This window comes from Deltaproteobacteria bacterium (genome assembly GCA_016874735.1).
In the GTDB taxonomy this organism is placed as follows: Bacteria; Bdellovibrionota_B; Oligoflexia; order Oligoflexales; family CAIYRB01; genus CAIYRB01.
This window is the reverse complement of record VGTI01000001.1, coordinates 335,139-356,130: the sequence shown is the minus strand read 5'-3', so window position 1 is coordinate 356,130 and position 20,992 is coordinate 335,139. Positions and strand designations below refer to the sequence as shown.

The 20,992-nt window shown below is 53.2% G+C and carries 22 protein-coding genes; 10 read left to right on the top strand and 12 right to left on the bottom strand.

The window, feature by feature from the left end; translation table 11 throughout:
• Positions 1–33 precede the first annotated feature (33 nt).
• Positions 34–606, bottom strand: a complete 573-nt coding sequence (cobC, locus tag FJ146_01520; protein ID MBM4250634.1) for an alpha-ribazole phosphatase — start codon at positions 604–606, stop codon at positions 34–36.
• A gap of 62 nt (positions 607–668) precedes the next feature.
• Between cobC and bluB the strand changes: the two genes are divergently transcribed.
• Positions 669–1,349 carry a 5,6-dimethylbenzimidazole synthase gene (gene bluB, locus FJ146_01515; protein ID MBM4250633.1) on the top strand — a complete coding sequence of 227 codons (681 nt, stop codon included), beginning with the start codon at positions 669–671 and terminating at the stop codon, positions 1,347–1,349.
• 1 nt (position 1,350) lies between these two features.
• Here bluB and FJ146_01510 read toward each other — a convergent pair whose 3' ends face one another.
• From FJ146_01510 to FJ146_01500, 3 genes are all read right to left on the bottom strand, one after another.
• A complete protein-coding gene (locus tag FJ146_01510; protein MBM4250632.1) occupies positions 1,351–1,650 on the bottom strand; it encodes a hypothetical protein in 300 nt (99 codons plus the stop codon).
• A 127-nt stretch (positions 1,651–1,777) separates the two neighbouring features.
• On the bottom strand, positions 1,778–2,872 hold the full coding sequence (locus tag FJ146_01505) for a hypothetical protein (protein ID MBM4250631.1): 1,095 nt from the start codon (positions 2,870–2,872) through the stop codon (positions 1,778–1,780).
• A 132-nt stretch (positions 2,873–3,004) separates the two neighbouring features.
• On the bottom strand, positions 3,005–4,207 hold the full coding sequence (locus FJ146_01500; GenBank protein MBM4250630.1) for a rod shape-determining protein RodA: 1,203 nt from the start codon (positions 4,205–4,207) through the stop codon (positions 3,005–3,007).
• 196 nt (positions 4,208–4,403) lie between these two features.
• Between FJ146_01500 and FJ146_01495 the strand changes: the two genes are divergently transcribed.
• The 5 genes from FJ146_01495 to FJ146_01475 are packed head-to-tail and all read left to right on the top strand — an operon-like array spanning position 4,404 to position 11,362.
• Positions 4,404–5,081: an outer membrane beta-barrel domain-containing protein gene (locus tag FJ146_01495; protein MBM4250629.1), complete on the top strand. Its 678-nt coding sequence runs from the start codon at positions 4,404–4,406 to the stop codon at positions 5,079–5,081.
• 9 nt (positions 5,082–5,090) lie between these two features.
• On the top strand, positions 5,091–6,698 hold the full coding sequence (locus tag FJ146_01490; GenBank protein ID MBM4250628.1) for a hypothetical protein: 1,608 nt from the start codon (positions 5,091–5,093) through the stop codon (positions 6,696–6,698).
• A complete protein-coding gene (locus FJ146_01485; GenBank protein ID MBM4250627.1) occupies positions 6,695–9,901 on the top strand; it encodes a tetratricopeptide repeat protein in 3,207 nt (1,068 codons plus the stop codon). The genes FJ146_01490 and FJ146_01485 overlap by 4 nt, the downstream gene beginning before the upstream one ends.
• An 18-nt stretch (positions 9,902–9,919) precedes the next feature.
• Entirely contained in the window at positions 9,920–11,068 is a 1,149-nt protein-coding gene (locus tag FJ146_01480; protein ID MBM4250626.1) for a tetratricopeptide repeat protein, read from the top strand.
• Between the two features lie 12 nt (positions 11,069–11,080).
• Positions 11,081–11,362, top strand: coding sequence for a hypothetical protein (locus FJ146_01475; protein ID MBM4250625.1), 282 nt, complete (start codon positions 11,081–11,083; stop codon positions 11,360–11,362).
• A 27-nt stretch (positions 11,363–11,389) separates the two neighbouring features.
• Here FJ146_01475 and FJ146_01470 read toward each other — a convergent pair whose 3' ends face one another.
• The 6 genes from FJ146_01470 to FJ146_01445 all read right to left on the bottom strand — a co-directional run bounded on the left by FJ146_01470 (position 11,390) and on the right by FJ146_01445 (position 17,285).
• Positions 11,390–11,995 (bottom strand): hypothetical protein, encoded by a 606-nt coding sequence (locus FJ146_01470; protein MBM4250624.1) that lies wholly within the window; start codon positions 11,993–11,995, stop codon positions 11,390–11,392.
• Positions 11,996–12,182: 187 nt separating this feature from the next.
• Positions 12,183–12,527 (bottom strand): 2Fe-2S iron-sulfur cluster binding domain-containing protein, encoded by a 345-nt coding sequence (locus tag FJ146_01465; GenBank protein ID MBM4250623.1) that lies wholly within the window; start codon positions 12,525–12,527, stop codon positions 12,183–12,185.
• Positions 12,527–13,762 carry an aminotransferase class I/II-fold pyridoxal phosphate-dependent enzyme gene (locus tag FJ146_01460; protein MBM4250622.1) on the bottom strand — a complete coding sequence of 412 codons (1,236 nt, stop codon included), beginning with the start codon at positions 13,760–13,762 and terminating at the stop codon, positions 12,527–12,529. The genes FJ146_01465 and FJ146_01460 overlap by 1 nt, the downstream gene beginning before the upstream one ends.
• A complete protein-coding gene (locus tag FJ146_01455; GenBank protein ID MBM4250621.1) occupies positions 13,707–14,594 on the bottom strand; it encodes a tryptophan 2,3-dioxygenase in 888 nt (295 codons plus the stop codon). Before FJ146_01455 ends, FJ146_01460 begins: the two co-directional genes overlap by 56 nt.
• 62 nt (positions 14,595–14,656) lie before the next feature.
• Entirely contained in the window at positions 14,657–16,000 is a 1,344-nt protein-coding gene (gene rlmD, locus FJ146_01450; GenBank protein MBM4250620.1) for a 23S rRNA (uracil(1939)-C(5))-methyltransferase RlmD, read from the bottom strand.
• A gap of 115 nt (positions 16,001–16,115) precedes the next feature.
• The gene (locus FJ146_01445) at positions 16,116–17,285 is read right to left on the bottom strand and encodes a hypothetical protein (protein MBM4250619.1); all 1,170 of its coding nucleotides are present in this window, start codon (positions 17,283–17,285) and stop codon (positions 16,116–16,118) included.
• 198 nt (positions 17,286–17,483) lie between these two features.
• On the opposite strand from FJ146_01445, the gene FJ146_01440 reads away from it, so the two are divergent.
• The 4 genes from FJ146_01440 to FJ146_01425 are packed head-to-tail and all read left to right on the top strand — an operon-like array spanning position 17,484 to position 20,146.
• Positions 17,484–18,242, top strand: a complete 759-nt coding sequence (locus FJ146_01440; GenBank protein MBM4250618.1) for a response regulator — start codon at positions 17,484–17,486, stop codon at positions 18,240–18,242.
• 15 nt (positions 18,243–18,257) lie between these two features.
• Positions 18,258–19,220: a chemotaxis protein CheV gene (locus FJ146_01435; protein MBM4250617.1), complete on the top strand. Its 963-nt coding sequence runs from the start codon at positions 18,258–18,260 to the stop codon at positions 19,218–19,220.
• Between the two features lie 10 nt (positions 19,221–19,230).
• Positions 19,231–19,890 (top strand): CPBP family intramembrane metalloprotease, encoded by a 660-nt coding sequence (locus tag FJ146_01430; GenBank protein ID MBM4250616.1) that lies wholly within the window; start codon positions 19,231–19,233, stop codon positions 19,888–19,890.
• A gap of 13 nt (positions 19,891–19,903) precedes the next feature.
• Complete coding sequence (locus FJ146_01425) at positions 19,904–20,146, top strand: (2Fe-2S)-binding protein (protein ID MBM4250615.1); 243 nt, start codon at positions 19,904–19,906, stop codon at positions 20,144–20,146.
• A 39-nt stretch (positions 20,147–20,185) separates the two neighbouring features.
• On the opposite strand, the gene FJ146_01420 is transcribed toward FJ146_01425, so the two are convergent.
• A complete protein-coding gene (locus FJ146_01420; protein MBM4250614.1) occupies positions 20,186–20,743 on the bottom strand; it encodes an HAD family hydrolase in 558 nt (185 codons plus the stop codon).
• The gene (locus tag FJ146_01415) at positions 20,724–20,978 is read right to left on the bottom strand and encodes a hypothetical protein (GenBank protein ID MBM4250613.1); all 255 of its coding nucleotides are present in this window, start codon (positions 20,976–20,978) and stop codon (positions 20,724–20,726) included. The genes FJ146_01420 and FJ146_01415 overlap by 20 nt, the downstream gene beginning before the upstream one ends.
• Between the last annotated feature and the right edge of the window lie 14 nt (positions 20,979–20,992).

The following is a 20,992-nucleotide window of genomic DNA, read 5'->3' as shown; positions in this document are numbered from 1 at the left end:
ATCCCTAGGCCTGCATGGGCTCACATTACCACATCAGAGATTAAACTTCTTGAGTTTTGGCGGCAGATCGGACACCTGTATTAACGTGCAACCACCGTATTCCACGGCCAGCGAAAAAGCCCGACCCGTGGGCATTTCAAATAGATGCGCCAACAGCACACGGATAACACCGGCATGGGTCACACAATAGACCGTCTCGGTGCCCAACTGTATGAGGCGCCCCCAAGCACGCTGTGCCCGCAAACTCACCTCGGTCAGCGTCTCGCCACCGGGCGGGGCCACGTTGCCAAGATCGTTGGCCCACGAGTCAATGGCGGCTCGTGGTAGGTCAGCCCATTTTTGCCCCTCCCAAGAGCCAAAGTTCATCTCCCACAGATCCGCGTCCTCGCTCACCTGGCCGCCGAGACTAGCCGCTAGCCTCGTGCAGCGTTGGGCAGGACTCGTAATCACCGGAGCCAGCGCGTCCTGACTACCCTGAATGCCGATCTTGGCCCGCACCGCCGCAGCTTCGGCGTGAAAGGTGTCGGCCAGCGCAACATCGCTGCGCCCGTAGCAGTAGCTGGGCCCGATGGCGACGCTTGTGTGGCGAATCAACCATATGTCCATAAACCTTCTCTCTTTCGACTTGCTCGCACCAAGTTACTTCGTGCCATGGTCTACCGTGTATAATGGAGTTGCTTCAGTGTATCCGAAAGGGCGCGGCACACCAAAGGAGGAAGCACCACTTGGACGTCTACGAGGCTATCTACAAACGTCGTGATATTCGCCATTTTCGCACCGATCCGGTGCCCGATGACGTCCTTCAGCGCATCCTCAATGCGGCGCATCATGCTGGCTCTGTCGGCTTTATGCAGCCGTGGAACTTTCTCGTGATCCGCGCCAAGGAGACCAAACAGCAAATTTTTGAGCTCTATAAAAAAGCCAATAAAGCCGCGGCAGCGCAATACCAAGGTGAGCAGCGAGCGCTCTACGACTCACTAAAACTTGCTGGTATCATGGAAGCGGACATCAGTCTCGTAGTGACTTGCGACACCAACCGCGAAACTGGCGCCGGTCTGGGACGGCAAACGATGCCGGAAACTGCGGTCTACAGTACTTGCTGTGCGATTGAAAATCTGTGGCTGGCAGCGCGCGCCGAAGGCATAGGCGTGGGTTGGGTGAGTATCGTCGACGCTGACTCTGCCAAGAAAATACTGGGCATACCGGACAACCTCACCTTAGTTGCTTACCTTTGTGTGGGTTATCCGGTCACGTTTGAGAAAAAACCAATGCTCGAAACGGCCGGCTGGCAGGAGCGGGTGCCCCTGGAAGACTTGGTATACTATGAAAAGTGGGCCACCAAACGATAGCTTAGTGCAAGCAGGCTGCGACGCTAGCTTGGTGCGCCGCTTGGGCCTCGGTTTTGCGCTGTTCAAACTGCGCAAAAGCCTCATTGGCACATGACTGCTTCACTTCGATCGATGGTAATCTGGCGCAGCGACCAGTGTCTTTGTTCAAGGTCCTGGTTGCTGCGGCAACGGCCTCGCCAAACTCCGCCGCAGCTACTTCGAGGCAATCTGCGGAGCCTTCCGCCGTGGCGGCACTGACAGGGGTCGCAACGCTGACCGTGACAGCTGCGATTAGACTAAATAATTTGATTAGTTGCGGCATACAACGCGCTCCTGGGCTAAGGCCTGATTGCTAATAGCGGTTTGAGTCATCCCGCCTCGGGAGATCCTCAGGTCGCCCTCCTTAGCACAGCGTGTAGGCGCCCGCAAGCACGGGCACCGCGCCTTGCTTAGTCCACTGTGACACGCCCACCGCGACTCTTAGCTACATCGGCTTCGGCCTGGGCAATAGCTTCGTCCAGCCCCACCTGTTGAATGAGCGTTAGCTTCATATCGACAGGGAATTTCTTGAGTGCATTCATGATAATGCCGTCCGGACTGAGCTTTTTCAAAACCTCGAGTCCCGTGCCGATGAAACCGGTCGCCGCAGCCTCACCGCTGCGGATCGCTTCAGTGGTAAAGAGCTCTCCTGCCACGGCGCGGATCTCCAAACTTGGCAAAACGATCGGCGCAACGTTCAACTTGACCCGCAAGGAATCAACCAGCAGCACGGCAAGTTTGTCGGTACCACTGAAACCCGAGCTCACTGTCGTGAACTGCATGACGCGCTTTAACTGCTTACCAACCGTACCCGGTGCATTCTCGGTGCTTCCGGCGAAGTCCACCTTCATCCCGTAGGACCCCGTGTAGGTTCCCTTGGCCGTCGTCAGCTTGGCAGTCGGGACGTTCACGTTGATGCCAGATAGGTCCTTATTCGATGCCGCAATGAACGACGGGAATATGGGCCGCGGTGGATCGAATTTTCCTTTCGCAATCTCTTTTACCGAAATCACGTTATCGACAACTTGAATAGCCGTAGTGTCTGTGGGCAGCGCCTTAGCAACTACCCCAAGTAGCGTTTTGACGTCGAGTTTACCGAGGACACCGCAGTCGAAATTACCGTCGGGAAAATCCAAGATTTTATCTTTGTTACCCGCGTCCAAATTGATGTTCACCTTGACTTTGACGCGACTCTGGCAGGGTAACGCCACGTTTTGCACCCCAAATTCTGGGGCTGAAATCTTAATACTGACTTCGTACTCGGCGTCCACAAAAGTGACGTTGCCTCCGATGAGCTTCTGGTCGCCGCCCTCCCCTTCCCCTGGCCCGCTGTTGGCCGGTATCACCTCGGCTTCGCCGCGGACCAGCTTCGCATTACCGGAAAAGTCGGCGGCGCCTTTGGCCGCGGGAGCGCTGATATCGCTTGAGCTACAGCTGGCGATCAAACCGCAGGTTAACAAGCCGCTTGCGGCTAAACGCGGCCGCCTTAGATAGACTGACGCCATACGGTCCTCGGGGATGTGGGTTTGCTCTCCTTACTACCCACGCATCGGCACGACGGCGTCCGATCTTGAGACTATTCGCAAGAATCCCGAATAAATCAATAATTCCAAATCGCTATGATGGCGGTTTGCCCGCTAATTTTTATACACATGGAGGTGTCTATTGCGAAACTTACCCCGGTTGTCGCGGTCGATTGAGATCAGGATGCCTATAGCTGCACACGACACGATCAGGTTCGACCCCCCAGCCGAGAAGAACGGTAGCGGTAGGCCTTTCACCGGGAACATCCTCAGCACCATGGCAACGTTGATCGCAAATTCGATAAATAGAAAGGCACCTAGACCCACTGCCAACAGGGCGCTAAAGGTATTTTTAGATTGCTTGGCAATGAGTAAAGCTAAACTGGCAAGTGCGGCAAAACTCAGCAGTAACAACGAACCGCCGAGAAATCCGTGCTCTTCAGCGAAGACCGAGAAAATAAAGTCGGAATGGCTCATGGGTAAGAACTTGAGGTGGGTTTGCGTCCCGTGCATAAAGCCCTTACCATACATCCCACCGCTACCGACTGCGACGAGCGACTGTTGGACATTATACCCCTTACCCTGGGGCTCGTAGCTCGGGTCTAGGAAACTGAGAATCCGTGTCTTCTGGTAGCCCAACAGTAAAAAATGCCATCCGATCGGCAGCGTGATGGCAGCACCTGAAAAAAGCATGGCAACACTACGCCATTCGATCGGCATAAAACAAATTTGGGTACAGACAATTAAAACAAGAAAACTCGCCGTGCCTAAGTCTGGTTGCGGAAATATGAGGACAAACATCACGCCCACGAGCAAAGCCAGCAGCCACAGATCGCGCAATCTGTAAGCGGCCATTTGCTGCATTTCGGCAAAAAAGCGTGCTCCCACCATAGCAATGGCAATCTTACCTAACTCCGACGGCTGCCCACTGATGGGTCCAAACTGCAACCAGCGCCGCGCGCCCCAGCCGATGTGACCCCCAACCAAAACACCGACGAGTGCTACACAAATTAAGCCATAGAACCAGTAGGCCGATGCACTCAGGTGTTTGGGCTGAATGACAAAAGCCAGCACAATAAATAATCCGAGTCCAATGCTCATCTGCTTCATGTGTGAATAAAACATCGCATCGCCACCAGAGGCACTATAAAGATTCAGTGCCCCTGCGATTAGCAAAAACGTCATCAGCACGAGTAAACTAATTGTATAGATCGGCCGCCTGGCAAAGATCTCATCATCACGGCGCGACGACGCCACATCAATAGTACGGCTGACCGGCTTAATAGCATCGATTTCGGCACGACTGTCGATAGGCACCCAGAACCCCCTAAATGCATTATACTGTGGTTATAGCCTCTGGCACCTTTCCGGACAAAGTCTTTTATACCCAATAAAATCTTAATCATTTTAGATCACTACATCTACAGCTCAATTTTTAGCCCCGATCTGCCGACACTGCAGCCGCTTCTGGGTGGGATAGCCCCTGACCCAGCGTCACACTAGAGGACCAACCATGAGAAAACTCGCCCTGGCCATCACAGCGCTTGCGACATGTTGGACGTTCGCAGCTCATGCCATGGATTTGGATCCTAAGGATATCCGCGGATCGTCGAGCAAGGAACCCGTTGAAGTCCTGCAGAATCGGTACTTTTTGAAGGCTTTCCGCCCAGAATTCGGTCTACTCGGTGGCGTGGTTTTGAACGAAGCTTACACCAACACGCAACTTGCAGGACTTCGCGGTGGCATGTTTATCGATGAGTGGATCGGCTTTGAACTCCAATATTTACGCACCCGCGTCAGGCCTAGCACGGATCGCACAACGCTCGAGCAACTGAAATATCGCCCCTTAACGGGCGAAGGTGTCACCACTGTAAGTCCGGAGGTGAACGCCATCCATGTCATCACCGAGGCCAACGCCGTAGCCGCTCCGCTTTACGGCAAGATCAACATATTGAATGCCTGGATCGTCTACACCGACATTTACGCCACTGCTGGGCTCGCCAACGTCATGACAGATCAAGGCAATAAAGGCGCTCTCTCACTAGGCGCGGGAGAACGATTTTACATAGGCCGATCATGGTCCGTAAGAATCGACTACCGCGACCGCATTTATACGGAAAAACGTGGCGGTACGAGCTCACGGCGTCATGCTCAGAGCGTTGATTTCGGCCTCAGTTACTTCTTCCTTTAAAGGTAACTTATGACCTTAAGATTTATAAACATCGCTATACGTGCACTCCTAGGCTGTCTCATGGCCACTACAGCACTGGCAAAGCCCGGCAACAACGGTAATAAGACTCAGAGGACAGCGCCACTGAGTGTGATGAACCGACTTCTGACGCTTAAAAAAGCCTACCAACTAGGAACTGAGGACAAAGCCGAAATCTGGGCGCAAGTCACTGCGCTTGCCGAGGCGGCCAAACTCACTCCGGCCGAGCGAGCATCTTTTCTAGAGACACAAGCACTCATGCTGGTAGACGCTAGATATCCGATCGCAGCCGCGATCTATGCGGCCCAAGCACTTAAGACGGCTCCCAATGCATTTGCTAATGACCGCAGCCCTAGCTGGCAAATTCTCTACCGTGTATCAGAGATGAAGCCTATTCACAGCGTGCTTGAGATCACTGGGGAGCAAACTGGTGCCGGCTCCCACCAAGTCCCGGTGTTCGGTAACGACTGGAATTATTACGCCGCAAACGCAGCGGCCAAACACGCCAACAGCAAGCGTGCGATGCAGCTTTACAGCAGTTTGCATGCCACCGACCGTCACTTTCTCGCCGCCAAGTACCAGGAGGCCATGCTGCTCATCGAGAGCGAGCGGCTTGATGATGCAGAAGCAGCGCTCGTAGCGATCGTGAGTGATAACGGAAAATCCTCCACTCCCAACGCCGATCCCGATCGCCGTCGCACTCTTATTGACTACGCCCGACTTGCGCTGGGCCGTGTTTACTACGAGCGGCAGAAATTCCCGCAAGCGATAGCTATGTATCGTGGCGTGAGTCGCGGTGGTCGCAGCTTTTACGACGCACTCTTTGAACAAAGTTGGGCCCTCTTCATGGGTGGCTACCCAGCCCATGCCCTAGGGGCACTTCGCGGAGCGGAGAGTCCGTTTTTCAAAGATGTGTTTAATCCCGAAGCCCCGTTACTGAGAGCCATTGTTCATTACTGGCTTTGTCGCTACGATGCTAGCCGCAATGCCCTAGCCGACTTCACCGAACTCTATGAGCCACAAGTCAAAAAGCTGAGCGAATTCCTCGGACGACGCCGCTTAGATTCCGAAACAGCTTACACGCTGTTCGAAAATCTAATTGCAGGCGTATCAGAAGAATCACTGGGACTACCGCGGGCTATCCTAAGCACGGCAGCAGAAAAAGACACGATGCTGACGCTACGCGACCAATATGCTGCGCTACTAGAGGAGAGTAGAAACCTAGAGGCGAAGGGCATCTTTGGTAAGACCGCCAAGATCGCACGTCCGCTTGAGTACTTAAACCGCTGGTCTAGTGGTCTGCGCAGCGATATCGGTAAACAGTTCTTAGCTGAGCTCCAGGAGATGAAGAAGGATTTCGACCGCCTACATGCACAAGCAGAGTTTCTCTACGTCGAGCTACTTATGAGTGAAAAGGATCAGATCTTAGGTAAGGAGCTACACGCGTCCACTAAGATCACCAGTGTGAGTAGCAAGCGAGACATCACAGGATGGGGCCGCAAGACTCAATCCTGGGGTGACGATAGTAGCGGTGAATACTGGTGGGACGAGGTTGGTTTCTACATTCAACCGGTCAACTCCATGTGTCAAAAGCAATGACCAAGCGTAAAGTTCAGGGGGTCCATATGAATCATCTGCGTCGTATTTTCTGTCGTCTCCATTCAACTTGGTACGGCCCTTGCGTGGTCCTGCTGTGGCTCGCAGGCGCCCAGTCGGCTGCCGCGAGGCCGGCTATTCACAAAAGTGATAAGGCAAAAAATTTCGCCCCCACTATCGAGGACAACGCTAACTATTACGCCAAAAATCGGCGCAACATTTCTGAGGCTGATCTGAAAAAAGCTGACCAGCTCCGTCTCAAGACGGTTACGTCGATTGAGGACTTACTAAAGTCCAAAAAAGGCGCCTCACGTCGCTTTGAGCTACTACTGCGCCTAGGTGAGCTCCATGTCGAACGTCACGACTACGTCCGCGATAGTGAAATGATGCAGTACGAAAAGGCTTGGGACTCCTGGTCACAAGCAAAATCAAAGGATCCAAAAACTGCAGGCCCAGAACCGAAACTAAGCGTCGCCTCTTCCAACGACGAGATGCTCAAAGCATCCGAGTCTTTCCGCAAATTGGTGACCGAGTTCCCCAAACACCCTAGAACAGACGCTGCTCTCTATTCCCTAGCCCGGGTGCTAACGCGACTCGGTAAGGACAGTGCTGTTGAGTACTATCAGCGCCTAATCAAAGGGTTCCCGAAATCGCCGCTCCTCCCGGATACCTATCTATCTCTCGGCGAGTACTATTTTGATAAACATGACATTGGTACAGCAATCGAGAACTACAAGAAAGTCATGCAGTTCAAGGACAATAAGGCCTATCCCTATGCAGTTTATAAGCTCGGCTGGGCTTACTACAATGCCCCTGCCAAGAACGACAAAGATACCCAGGAGAACTACCGCAAAGCCGTTGCTGCCTTTAAGTTGGTCGTGAAGATTTCCGAACAGAACGAGGAGTATGGCGCCAAGAGCAAAAGCAACGTCAACCTACGCGACGAGGCTTTGAATGACTTAGTCCTCGTATGGGCCGATGGCGAGGACGTCGATGCCGCTTGGAAATATTTCCAGACCGTCGGATCAAGCGAATCGTTCTACAAAATGCTTGAGCGCCTAGGCAATATCTATACGGAACAAGGCCGTAACCAACAAGCCATCGTTGTTTATCAACGTCTGCTGCGCGAGATGCCGGTAAGACCAACTAACCCTGAGGTCTCAGTCAGGCTTGTGGAACTCTACGACCTTACCGGTAACGTCGCCGGTCTAGTCACTGAACTTCAGAAAATGAAAAAAACCTATATTGACGAATCGCCGTGGCGCGACTCCAATGCCAAAAATCAGGTCGCCCTCAATGAGGCGCGGCACCAATGTGAGCTGACGATTCATCGCTATGGTGCCATGTTCCACCAGCGCGCTCAGAAGACTAAGAACGCTGAGCTATTCGCAACGGCATCAGACATCTACGGTATTTATCTCGCCACTTTCCCCGACACACCGGCCGCTTATGACATTCGTTATTATTTGGCAGAAATTCATTTTGATCGCAAAGAATACGAAAAGGCTGCGACACATTATTCTCTTGTAGCCAAGGCCGATCCTAAGGGCAAGTATATGAAAGCCGCTGCTTTCAACGCTGTTGCGGCGATCAACCAATTAGTGGTTGATACTAAATGGCCAGACCTTCCACCAGCCGGTCAAGTGGCTAAGCCCATTGATATTCCGGCTGCAAAACAGAAGCTAATCCAGGTCATCGATCTCTATGTATCACTTCTGCCCCAGGAGAAGGACGGCGATGCGATGCGCTTCACCGCCGCGCAAACCTATTTCGACTATGGTCACTACGCCGATGCTATGACTCGCTTCGAAAAGATCACCGTTGATATCCCGAACACAAAACAGGCCCGGACCTCCGTGCGCATGATTATGGGCTTCTATGCGGCGAGGGAGGACTGGGGTCGCGTCACTAGCTGGGGGCAAAAATTCCTCGCACAAGACAAAATTCTCGACGAGCCACTAAAGAAATATGTCACCGAGCTGCTACAATCGGCGACCTTCAAGCAAGCTCTGGTCTACGAAAAAGAAGAAAAATTTGAAGCTGCAGCGACGAGTTTCATGGCTTTTCAAAAACAGTTCCCAACTAACAGTAATGCCGATCGAGCCGTCTACAACGCCATGCTCAACTTTTATAAAGTTGGCAAAATCGAACAAGCTCTTGAGGCTGGTAACCTGCTGATAAACAAGTACCCCAAGTCGCCCATGGTCGTGGACACTATGGCGTCGGTCGCTAGCACCGAAGAAACCCTGGCTAAATTTGAGGCGGCGGCCAAGGTTTACCATCGCCTTGCTAGCCAGTTCCCTCAGGATAAAAGAGCTGCTCCTGCGATGTATAACGCCGCCATCTTATATAAGGGCATTAACCAACTGGACCAGTCGGTGGCCTTACTCCGCGAGCTCGGTCAGAGATTTGCTACGGCGCCGCAAGCTGCCGAGGCCAACATGACGCTGGCGGAAATATTGGAGCGTCAAGGCCGCTATCCCGACGCTATTCATGCCTACCAAATCTACGTCAAACAGTTTGGCGACGTCGACACCGATCTTGGACTGTATGCCAGCGCCAAGTCGGCCACACTGACTATGAACCATGGTGACAAGGCCAACGGTCAAAAAGCGCTAGATAAAGTGATTAAACGCCTCACCGCTAAAAATGCTCCCACCGCACTAGCAGCCAGATCGACTGTAGCTCAAATCCTCTTCAAACAAAGTGAAGTTCCGTTTAGAGACTATATGGATGCGGCACTAAACGATGGAGGCAGAGTTGAAAAACAGGTATCGGACAAACAGGCCAAACTAGTGAAGCTCGCCGCATCATTTGAACGCATCATTGACCTCGGAAGTCCTGAGTTCACTGTCGCCTCGCTCTACCGACTCGGCGAAGCTCACGAAAACTTCGCCAACGCCCTCTTTAAAGTACCGGCGCCCAACGGCGCCACTCCAGCAGCTACTGATAAATTGAGGACCGAACTCGAAAAAGTCGCTCTACCGCTGAGAGACGAGGCCTACAAGTTCTTTGAGACCGCCTATCAACGCTCGAAAGAGGTCGACACCTTCACCACGTGGACCAGGCTAACCTATCAAAAGATGGTGGAGCTAGCTCCCGATAAACACCCGAGTATCGATGAGCTCTCGGCAGAACCCGGTTATCTCTCGCACAGCGTAAAAATAGGTCAACCCATCAGTGACATCGTCAGCTCCGGCATTTGATTTTTTTGGAGGATAGTTATGCGCCTCAAATCCTTGTTGCTATCTATAAGCGCAGGATCTTTTACTTTGCTAATCAGTTGTCAAACGACAGACCCAGGCGTCAGCAATGTCGACACGACGCGCGGCGAGGTTGCGCTTTATTCCACCAGTGATGGTCGTACCACCTTAGACCTGAAGCGCTACAAAGAGCGTCCACGGGCCATGGCCGACGCTCTGAAAAAGCATTTGCGCGAAAATCCCAGCGACTATAGCGCTATGGCGGCACTCGCCAGCGTCGAAACGGCTCTCGGTGAGCTCGAGTCTGCCGAGGAGCACGCGCGAGATGTTTTACGGCATGACCAAAAAAATAAGTCTGCACGCAAAACTTTGGCCGAGATTGCCATGCGTCGCAATAACCCGGATATGGCGGCCTTGCTCCTCAATGACCTTGGTGGTGCGCAGTCAAAAGACAGCAGTGTCCTCAACATGCTCGCCATGATCGAACTGAAGCGCAACAACAACGCCGGCGCCATGGCCCTATTCAAAAAGGCGCTGCGTCTTAATTCGGACGATTTAGCGGCGCGCATGAATCTTGGCGTACTGCTGCTTAAGTACAGGCAAATGGATCAAGCCGCTGTGGAATTTGAGAGAATCTTGAGGAGTGTGCCCAATCACACGGATGCTAAGCTACATCTGGCAATCATTCAATCAGCACGCGGCCAGCGTGAGCCAGCAGAAAAAATGTTTCGGCAGGTTTTAGCCATGGATGATCAAAACCCGATTGCACTATACAATCTAGCTGTACTCCTTAAAGACGACGGTCGCTATAACGAGGCCGTGAGCTACCTCAAAGCGTATCTTCGTAGCACACGTGGCAAATCCACTGACAACGAGCAAGTTCTCACACTCATCGATAGTATCCAGCATCATCAAACCGCTCGGGGCGAAAAGTTCTCTGATGACGACATTGAATCCATGGCCGGTTCCGAAAAGACCCCAGCTGGCGAGTCCAAGCAGGAAAAGGTTGCCACCAAGGATCATGACGAGCCTAGCGTCGATAGCCGCCCCAAAGAAAGGGCAGAGGCTAAGGAAGTGGTTAAGGAAGAAGTAAAAGAACAAACCAAAAACACGACTAACGACGACGACGACGACGACGATATTTCGAGTTTAGAGAAAACGCTACAATAAGACGGAGTGCACATGAGAACACACAGCCAAAGTCTGGCCCTCATCGTTGCTCTTTACGCGGGATCAGCTACGGCTGATACCACTAAATCAAATGGCGACAGCGCTATCATCGGCAAAGATTCGACCAACATCGACTTCAGTGCGGCAAATATCGACGGCAAAATGCAGGCACCCAGCGGCTTCTTCCTCCAAGGCAGAGAGGCCCAGGCTATGACGCAGATGGTCAAGCTCCGGGCCAAGTTTCGCGGTGAATTGAGAAACTCCAAATCTGCGGTGAAGGATTTAGCTCGCTGACTCTAGCGGCACCCATTAGCCTTCTGATCAGCCTGCCATGTAGGAACGGACGTACTGAAAATAAGAGTCAAAGTTCTTCGGGTCGCCAACACCAACGTCGGGATACATGACATCGGATTCGGTGACTTCGGTATGATCGAGTTCTAAGCCATGACCAACTTCGTGGTAGAACAACTTCTGACGCTCGTAGGTGCTTCCGTCTTTCATGTAGTCTTGATCAAATTGCACATTCATTGAGTAGTAGACGGTCTCAGTGGGTTGATCACCGGGCACCACGAGTAAGGGATTTTCGGCTTTGGACTGGGTTACCCACTGACCTAGACCAACCTTACCGGTGCCGACGCCTTCAGTGTCTTGATTCACGAGATTCTTTATGACAGCGATGGAGCAGTTGGCCTTGGCTGGATCGTTTTCAAAAATAAGAACGGTACTACCAGCAGCCTTGTTGTAGTCGTTGATCAGTGATTCGAACATCGCCTTAAAAGACGCGTCGCCCTTGGTGAGAGCCATGCGGTACTGCTTCACTTTGACGACTTTATAGTCGGTGGAGCAGGCGGCCAACATCAGGGCGGACATGATTGTTAAAAATGAGAATAGACGACGGTACGGCACAGCAACGAGCGGCAACAACATGGAGCAACAACCTTCAGCAAGAACAGCAAGTAGAGGAGCAACAGCAGGAGCAGCAGTAGAGAGAGATGAACCTTCGTCCCTGGCTGTGGACCAGGTTAAGAGCGATATTATCAATTTTTATTATTAAGTCAATATTATTTTATAATATTTTAAAGAATTTTATAAAATATTAATAATATTGATAAATTTAGGTGTCCTCAAAGCCGTCGGTGTCGGCATCGTCAGCGGCGTCAGGCGAATAGGTGTCCTGGAACGCCAAGTCAACCTCCAGGTCGCCACCCAGTACCCTGGCCTGGCAGGCCAGGCGGATGCTGCCATCGGTTGTCAGCTTCATCTTGGCGAGTAGACTAAGCTCGTTAGTCCGCATCGGCGTCAAGCTGCCGCCTTGCACGCTGACCCCGCAGGTGCCACAACGGCACGAAGCGCATCCGTAGCGCATCGTCACCTTGTTGCGATTGGCCGCCACCAAGATCTTAGTGTTGGCGTCGACAGACACCGCGATACCAAGAGGTTTAAACAGTATCGTTGGCATCAGCTGTTCACATAATCCTTAATGATCTGCAGTGCCTCTGCCGTCGGCTCGGTGTCGGGCACCAGCGCAAACCGCGCATACCCCTTGATACTCTCGCTGAGCCAACTACTCGGGCTACAGATGACGCCCTGCTCAGCTAAGTTCAGGCAAAAACGCACGTCTCCACTGCCAAACGCACTTGGTATTTTAGTCCAGAGATAGAAGGTGGCCTTAGGCACATCCTTCAACATCCCGAGCTCTTGAAATACCGGAGCCGCCTGAGCAATACGCTGCGTGAAAATAGCGCGTCGCTCGAGCACGTGCATATCGTCATTCCAAGCTACGACAGCTGCTTTAGCGACAAAATCAGGACCACCCACACCAAAGTTAGCCCGCGCCTTCAAGATCGCCTTGATGATGTCCGGGTCACCCGCAATGAGTCCTGAACGATAGCCCGTCATGCCGGAGCGTTTCGATAAACTCATGAACGAAAGAACGCGGTCGCTTGACAGCTGAAGCGGCGTCATCGGCCGATCATCGTCGGCTCCATCTGGCAGCGGCGTATTGTCGATCACGCTGTCGTAAATATCGACGTAGCAATCGTCCGCGAGCAATATAGTGTCTGTGCGATGGCACCACTCGACCACTTGCGTCCAGTATTCCTTGTTAGCAGTGGCACCCGTTGGATTATGTGGATAATTGAGCCAAATCGCCGCTGCATCGCGCTGAATATACGGAGGCAGATTCCACGGCTCGAGCAGGAATCCGTTATCGGGCGTTAGTTTCACCGGATAGGGAATACCTCCGGCAAAGATCGTGGACGAGCGGTAAACGGGATAGCCTGGGTCCGGATAAATCATATGCTTTTTGCCACCGGCACGGCCTACTAAGCACAATGCGATGTGAAAGATGGCCTCTTTACTACCGGCTGACGGACAGATGTCGTAATCGCTGGGACGCAAGCCAAAACGACGATCCAAGTAGCCCTGCTGCGCTGCGCGTAAGGCATCCGTGCCCCTGACGCTGGGATACTGGCTAATCTCTGGAATCCCGTCACGACAAGCGTCGCGAATCGGCTCCCAGGTTGGGATCTTAGGATCTCCCGTGCCAAAGTCAAAAACTGGCTTACCCGCGGCTACGAGTTCACGGCGGATACGCGCCAACTCTTCCATCGGGTATTCAGCCAGCTCAGCCGCTAGTTTATTGATTTTGCTCTGCGGTTGCGGAGCGGTTTTTGGTGTCGCCATACTGGGCATCTCCTAGCCAATTACGCGCGTCCCAAATCTCAGGAAAGAACCGCTTGCTGAGCGTCATCGTCAGATACTTGACGCCACTCGAGCCGCCTGTACCACGGCGATTGCCGATCATGCGCTCTACCATGGCTACATGGCGCTGACGCCAAAGAAGCAGTCCCTCATCGAGATCCATCAGTGATTCAAGTGCTGAGTATAGATCATAGTAGCGGTCGGCTTCTTGGTAAATCTTGACAGCAGCTGCCAAAACCGCGTCTGACGCCTGATACGGCTGGGTGACGTCTCGCTTGAGCACGGCCTCAGGGATGTTAAAGCCACGTTTAGCGAGGAGCTGAATGAAGTGATCATAGAGGCTCGGTGCCTCTAAGGCCTCTGCCAAAATTTTGGATGCGTGGGCATCATGCGCATGGAACTTGAGATAGTTTTTTTCCTTACAACCGAGGCGGTATTCAAGTTCCCTAAATTGGTAGGACTGGAAGCCGCTCGCGGGATTCAGGCGGTCGCGAAAGGAATTAAAATCGCGCGGTGTCATCGTCTCCAGAATCTCAACCTGGCTGGTGAGTATGGTTTGGATGGACTTGATGCGAGCCACCACACGATTCAGCATGATCAGTTGGTCGCGCGACACGGCAACGGTGGCAAGCCTTACTTCGTGCAGTATCTGCTTGAACCACAGCTCGTACACTTGGTGGATGATGATAAACAGCATTTCATCATGCTGTGACGGCTCAGTGAGTGGCTGCTGCAACTGTAACAGCTCATTAACGTGTAGATAGGCTCCGTAGGTGAGCGAACGCTCACCAGGTTGAATCAAGGCTTCGTCTTGATGCGCCATGGGGTCACTTTCGTCCTAAAATGTGTGTCATGCGGACAAGGGGGCTGTCCGCCGCCACATTATCAGGGACGGTTCAAGACCGCGAGCCATTCCATATTGTCGGTTTGTGGGAACATATCAAAGGGCTCGACCTGTCTCACCTGGAAGCCGGACAGCTCTGAGATTACCTTGAGATCCCGAGCTAAAGTCTCAACATCGCAGGATACGTACATAAATCGCGCCTGAGGCTCGTTGACCAGTAGGCGTGCCAGATGACGCCTGGTGCCTTCGGCCAGGCCGCGACGTGAGGGGTTGACGACGATCAAACCTGGCGTGTGGGCCCAACGTGGCAGTTGTTCCTCAGCGTCCTCAACACGAGCGGCTAAAAATTCGGCTCTCGCGTCGAGTTTATTCCGACGAGCATTTGCCTGCGCGTCCTGCACTGCCGAGGGGTTCTCTTCAATCCCTAGAACGCGGTAGCCCAGGCGTGCTAACACCAACGAGATCTGCCCGGTACCACAGTAAAGGTCCCAAGCCACAGGCGCTGATCCCAGCGCAGGACCGGCAACGGCTTCTACCCGGCGGTAGAGATTTATGGCCTGCCAGGGGTTGATTTGGAAAAAGGACGTCGGTCCCACCTCAAACGACAAGTCGCAAAGACTCTCACGGAGACGCTCACTGCCTGCCAGCCGCACGGTGGACGCACCAAAGATGGCGTTGCCCGTTGCATCATTGATGTTCATGTGGGCCGAGTTGATTTTGTGCCCACGGCGCTGGAGGCTACCAACAATCTGCCTCAGCTCGAGTTTGAGCGGTTCCGTCACTACAAAGGTGACCATCAGCTCACCAGTTAAGTGCGCTGCACGCACCGCCACGTAGCGCAGCTGACCTGCATGCTTAGTCTCATCGTAGGGGATCAGGGTCGACCGATTGAGCTCCGAGCGGAGATCACGGATAAACCGGCTGATCGGCTGGGTGTGCAGAGGGCAGCTGTCCATGTCGACGATATTGTGACTACCCGTTGCAAATAAACCGATGCCAAAACGGTTGGGGATGATCTCTCCCTCCGCGCTGAAACTGGTGCTGACTCCGGGCGCACCTGGGCGCGCTGGTCTCACTGCTAATTTAGCCAAGCTGCGGTACGCCAACGGGTGAGGAGATGGCACGGGTGGCAGGACGCGACATTTGTCGAGTAATCCCGCTCCGCGCAGCACTTCGACGCCAGCCTTAAACTTAGTCTCAAGCCCCTCGGTGTAGTCACCGTTCACAAATTTACAGGCCCCGCATTGGGATTTAAGCCCACAGCTAGGCTCGACCGGGCGCGGTCCAAAGCGGCTGGCCCCACCACGATTGGTAAGCGGCGTGCGACGATAGATGTTACGTGGCAACGGCGCCTGCCGGGATTTTCGGAATCCTTGCCGGGTCATAGGGCAAATCCTGTTGGGGGTGAATCCTTTAGTCAAGAGCAGCGAGCCTAGCTAACATAGTCGCCGCTCCATTGTCACTGGCATTTTGCGCCGTTGGGTAGTCACTTGGCCCGCCCTAATAGACCCAGTCGACTAAATCGACGGGAGGCTTTTCGTTCACTTTGGTTAAAGATCGTCGAAACACTCTTAACCCTAGGTTCTTAGTGAATTTTTTCCAGGTATCCCACTCCTCGTTGAGCGTTCTCACCGTGTAGGGTGTGTTAGGTGACTTGGAGCCCTTGGAAAAGGTGAAGCCGTTGAATAAGTGAGTCGCCGTATGGCGTATCCAATGAAAATCGATCTCCGTCGATGCCTGATCCGCCTGACGCTCCGGGACATCGAAAAAGACGAGCATATCGCCGTACTTAAGCTGCTGGCGGCTAGGATCAATCTCGTAAAACTCGGACGCTATGGTGCGCCACAGCTCGTCGTAGTTAATCATGGCGCGATGATAGCCAGGCTCCTCCTTCACATTTCTGAAAGATGAACTAGGCAGCAGCACACTCTGGAAAGCCAAAGCCGCGTGGAAACAGTTGGGGCCGCGGAAGATGATGTATTTTTTCAGCATGGACTTGGCAAACTCGGGTAGGAGGTCGACGTTGACCTCAAGGTTTTCACCCTTTTGTAGCCTGGTCCGTAGGTCGGTCCGTGCTGCCTTGTCGAAAAACGGCACGAGCTCGCGTATGAAATTTTTGGTTAGTTTTGGATTACTCCTAAAACCGTCCCCCTGAATCTCGAGGTTGTGCTGGGGCTTGGCGTAAATTGCACCTAGTTTACTTGAATCGATGAGATCGTAACCAGCTTTATCGAGCGTGATGGTCTTGGCAGATGCTGCATCGTTGCCGTTAGTGTTGGCGTCAGTATTCAGTTTGGCCGCTGGTGAGGCTTCCAGTTTTTTTGTGAAATAAACCTTGAGCGCGTTCTTCCTGCCTGATTTAGCTAACTTGGCTGCCATTGCGGCAATCTGCTGCGGCTTATTCCAGATCACTATTGTTAGGGGCTCGACGGTCGTATCCGACGCCGCTTTTTCTAGGCGCTCTTGCATAATGGCGGCAGGCATCGCCACTGTTTCCACATGATCGCGGACCGGAATATCGAGCGTTGTTTTGATGTCACGGACGTCAAAAAGGTAACCATATTTACTGATCGTATAATGACTTGCACCGGTGCTAACGGGCGCATGCAACACGGCCACCAGGCCGAGGCCGAATAGTTTGGCTAAGTTGCAATTGCCTTGGATCTTCATCGACCCCTCAGTGGGTTGTCTCGATTAGTAGCCTCTAAAACGAATGCTTACATCATCCGTTTCGGCAACTTGGCGCCAATCTTTAGCAGGGGTATAATCAACGTAAGAGCTATCCTAAGAGTTATCCCAGCGTTCCATTTGCCCCCGCCACTTTCGCCATCTAAAAACCTCTTAAGCCCCACATTTGAGGATCAGGTCATGACCACAATCTTGATTGCTGACGCATGTAAACCAAGTTTAGTTATGAGCTCTGAGGTATTTAAAGACAAAATCCCGGGTTCGATCATCATCGTCGCAGTCACTGGCAAACAGTGCCTGGAGATTTTGGCCAAGGAAACTCCTGATATGTGCGTCGTCGACTTTGACTTACCTGACGCCGATGGCATCGCTCTCATTCACGCAATGCGTAAAACTTATCATGGTCCGATCCTGTTGACGGCTTACCCCGATGCTAACGTTGATGATGCTGTGAAGAACGATCTTTTTGCCTTTAACGATGCTGGCGCCTGGATTTCTAAGCCCATCAAATTTGACGTCCTGAGCGATAAAATCGACCGCTTCCTGACCGACAAACACCGGCTGGGCAAGCGCTTTGAAACGTCCTTGGATACGCTCCTCGTCGGCAAAGGTGCCGGGCGTGGCAAGCGCGCCCCGAAGGTCACCGGTCGCATAGTAAACATCAGCCTCGGAGGCGCTTGCGTCGAACTGGATGGACCGATGAAGTTCAAAAATGGCGAGGAATTAACCATCGCCGTTCAGCTACCCACACCAGGGCAAGTTGGTAAAAAGGTCGTGCGTAAACCACCAAGCGAAGACGACGGTAGCGATTCAAAAATCAAAGGCGTCATTGCTTGGGTCGATAAGAAGTCGACCAAAATTGGCTTTCGCTTCAGTCGACTATCCGACAGCCAAAAGCGCAGCCTGGAAGAACTTCTCAAAGGATCCTCAACCCTCTAACATCGAGTGACTTGCATGGGCGGTGACCTGCAAAAGCTGCAAACAGAGCTCGGTGGCAACTCCTTCGAGTTGATCGAGTTCACTTTGACGCGCCGCATCCATGGACAAGAAGTGTCTGGCCTCTATGGAGTGAGCGTCGGTAAAGTCCGCGAGGTGGTGCGGATGCCGCAGGTAAACCCGTTGGTGTCTCGTGTGCGAGGCATCGCTGGAGTCTTTGAACTCCGCGGTGTCCCAATCCCCGCCGTGAATTTGAGCCTAGCTTTGGGCGACGAACCTGGCGATGCGCGCCCCGATCAACAAATTATCGTGACTGAGTTTAGCCACAAGCGCGCTGGATTTATCGTCGATAGCGCCCATCGGATTCGGCGTGTTCCGTGGGATAAGGTGCTGCCACCTTCAGCCGATGCTGGCAGTTTCATCATCGCCATGACTCTGACCGATGATCATCAGTTTCTATTTATCTTGGACCTCGACGGCATTATCGCTGCCTTGGAGGGACCGACGCTGAACGCTCCAGGTACGTTACCAATGGACGGTCGTCTTAACGATACCCCCACACCTGGCCGCGTGAAAGCCCGCGTGCTCTTGGTCGACGACTCGCCGTTCATCCGCAGTAGCCTCCGTATTGCCATGACGCGCGAGGGCTATAGCGTCGTCGAGGCCAGTGACGGACAGCAGGCCCTGCGTATCCTGGAAAAAGCACGCGGCGAGCAGCCTAAAATTCTGCCATTTGACGCCGTCGTTACAGACATTGAGATGCCTCAGGTCGACGGTATAGCGTTAACGCAAATGATCCGGCGCCATCCTGATCTACTCAAACTTCCTGTTATTTTACATACGTCTCTCATGAACCGGAGCAAGCAAGCGGCCGGCATGGCCTCAGGCGCTAATGCTTACGTGAATAAAAATGACTTGCCGAGTCTGATGAAACTGCTCCACTCATTGACGGAACAAAAAGACGAGGCCGCGTCGGCCTGAGAGATTTCGTGTGATCCGACTCTCACCAGTTCAGGCTCTAGCGGCCACCTTGATCAGTGTAGCGGTAGCCACCTCACTTGGTGAGATTTACCATTATGCTGCGACCATTGTGGCACCCGACTGGCTGGCTGCAGCCGCGGTTAACTCTGCCTTGGCGCTGGCAGCCTTGACGTTGCTAAGGCTCAACACGCGAGGCCTCTTAAGTGCCGGAACGAGGATCGCCTACGTACCAGCCTTGGCCGTTGTGGTTGGCAGCATGGCACTCGCCAAATTGACTGGCCGCGATCAGGCGGTCGCACTAAGCACGGCAGAGATTTGGTCCTTTGCAGGTTCCATACTTTGGATCCCGGTGATCGAGGAATTAGTGTTCCGTGGCGGCGTCAGTCAGATGTTTAAGGCCAAGCTATCACCTCTTTGGTCGGCATGGTTTAGTGCTGTGATTTTCACCATGGTGCACGGTGCACCGACTCTGGAGCGGCTAATGTCAGGTAACGTAGGATTCGCTCTAGGCGCCTTTTTGCTCGCGCTTTGCTGCGAGGCGTTGGTCTACTTCAGCCACTCGCTATTACCAGCGATCGCCTTCCATGCTGCTTGTAATGCTACTGTCATGATATTTGGAATACTCAGTCCGCAGTGGCTCGCATGGCTCGGCCCCCTTTATCTTAAATGAGAGCGTTCACCTTATGGCAGATGACGATAAGACCTTAGATCCTAAGACCGAAGAGCGTATCAGGCAGATGGCTAAAGTGGTCTGCATCTGTAAGGGCATCAATCTAGGGCGCGTCCTAAAGGGTATGGAGGGATGCGAAACCGTGGCCGACGTTAACCGTAAGGTCGGTACTGGTAGCGGTGGTTGCCAGGGCGAGCGCTGTGGACCTCGTATCAAGCTCCTTCTGAAAAAGATGCAGGAGGCCAAGGGTACCTAAGTCCGATGCCGGTGGTCCTGCTCCCGTGTGACCATGGCCTCAGTGGATAAAGCCCAAGGCATCTTCTAGAGAGTTCACGACAGCCATAGCGTCCGGATGGCCTGGACCGTAGGCAGTGCCGACCTGAATGCCCGTCACCCCGCAGCGGCGTCCGGCCTCGATATCGTCGGCCTTGTCACCAATCATGAAGCTGCGCGTGAGTTCAATGCCGTGCTTTTTTGCCGCAGTCAGGAGCATACCCGGCTTAGGTTTGCGGCAATCACAAACGATCGCATAGGCCGCCACCGTGCCGTTTTCATGATGGGGGCAGTACAAATAGTCATCAATGCGTGGGCCTCCCGCTGCCGCAATGGCGCGGCTGAGGGCGTCGTGAAAACGCTCGACATCTGCCGTGCCGTAGAGACCTCTAGCGACTCCAGACTGGTTCGTCACCACGATCAGCAAAAAGCCAAGATCCTTAAGACGCCTCAGCGCAGGGGCAACGCCGCTCAGCAGCTCAAGCTCGCTCTCACGGTAGACATAGCCCTTGTCGCGATTCAGGACGCCGTCGCGGTCCAAAAAGACCGCACGGACTACGTCATTTACCTGCTGGGCCATTGAGGGCCGCCTTCACCTGGAGTCGATCTTTCTCAGCGACGATGAAGTTAACGAGAGACATGAGAACCTCTCGCTGCGCCTGCATGATGCTCGACTGATCCTCAAAACTTGAGCGCTTATAATCCAGATCCTTGATCTGCTTCTCAGCCGCCCAATAAGCATCGATCGGCATCACAAGTTCGTACACTTTGGCATCGTCCCGCGGACCCACTTGCTCTGGTCGCCGCGACACCATACACAGTACGTTTT

Excerpts from the sequence above, each read along its gene's own strand:
- cobC (MBM4250634.1), bottom strand. The coding sequence starts at position 606 with ATGGACATATGGTTGATTCGCCACACAAGCGTCGCCATCGGGCCCAGC.
- bluB (MBM4250633.1), top strand. The coding sequence starts at position 669 with ATGGAGTTGCTTCAGTGTATCCGAAAGGGCGCGGCACACCAAAGGAGG.
- FJ146_01510 (MBM4250632.1), bottom strand. The coding sequence starts at position 1,650 with ATGCCGCAACTAATCAAATTATTTAGTCTAATCGCAGCTGTCACGGTC.
- FJ146_01505 (MBM4250631.1), bottom strand. The coding sequence starts at position 2,872 with ATGGCGTCAGTCTATCTAAGGCGGCCGCGTTTAGCCGCAAGCGGCTTG.
- FJ146_01495 (MBM4250629.1), top strand. The coding sequence starts at position 4,404 with ATGAGAAAACTCGCCCTGGCCATCACAGCGCTTGCGACATGTTGGACG.
- FJ146_01490 (MBM4250628.1), top strand. The coding sequence starts at position 5,091 with ATGACCTTAAGATTTATAAACATCGCTATACGTGCACTCCTAGGCTGT.
- FJ146_01485 (MBM4250627.1), top strand. The coding sequence starts at position 6,695 with ATGACCAAGCGTAAAGTTCAGGGGGTCCATATGAATCATCTGCGTCGT.
- FJ146_01480 (MBM4250626.1), top strand. The coding sequence starts at position 9,920 with ATGCGCCTCAAATCCTTGTTGCTATCTATAAGCGCAGGATCTTTTACT.
- FJ146_01475 (MBM4250625.1), top strand. The coding sequence starts at position 11,081 with ATGAGAACACACAGCCAAAGTCTGGCCCTCATCGTTGCTCTTTACGCG.
- FJ146_01470 (MBM4250624.1), bottom strand. The coding sequence starts at position 11,995 with ATGTTGTTGCCGCTCGTTGCTGTGCCGTACCGTCGTCTATTCTCATTT.
- FJ146_01465 (MBM4250623.1), bottom strand. The coding sequence starts at position 12,527 with ATGCCAACGATACTGTTTAAACCTCTTGGTATCGCGGTGTCTGTCGAC.
- FJ146_01460 (MBM4250622.1), bottom strand. The coding sequence starts at position 13,762 with ATGCCCAGTATGGCGACACCAAAAACCGCTCCGCAACCGCAGAGCAAA.
- FJ146_01455 (MBM4250621.1), bottom strand. The coding sequence starts at position 14,594 with ATGGCGCATCAAGACGAAGCCTTGATTCAACCTGGTGAGCGTTCGCTC.
- rlmD (MBM4250620.1), bottom strand. The coding sequence starts at position 16,000 with ATGACCCGGCAAGGATTCCGAAAATCCCGGCAGGCGCCGTTGCCACGT.
- FJ146_01445 (MBM4250619.1), bottom strand. The coding sequence starts at position 17,285 with ATGAAGATCCAAGGCAATTGCAACTTAGCCAAACTATTCGGCCTCGGC.
- FJ146_01440 (MBM4250618.1), top strand. The coding sequence starts at position 17,484 with ATGACCACAATCTTGATTGCTGACGCATGTAAACCAAGTTTAGTTATG.
- FJ146_01435 (MBM4250617.1), top strand. The coding sequence starts at position 18,258 with ATGGGCGGTGACCTGCAAAAGCTGCAAACAGAGCTCGGTGGCAACTCC.
- FJ146_01425 (MBM4250615.1), top strand. The coding sequence starts at position 19,904 with ATGGCAGATGACGATAAGACCTTAGATCCTAAGACCGAAGAGCGTATC.
- FJ146_01420 (MBM4250614.1), bottom strand. The coding sequence starts at position 20,743 with ATGGCCCAGCAGGTAAATGACGTAGTCCGTGCGGTCTTTTTGGACCGC.
- FJ146_01415 (MBM4250613.1), bottom strand. The coding sequence starts at position 20,978 with ATGGTGTCGCGGCGACCAGAGCAAGTGGGTCCGCGGGACGATGCCAAA.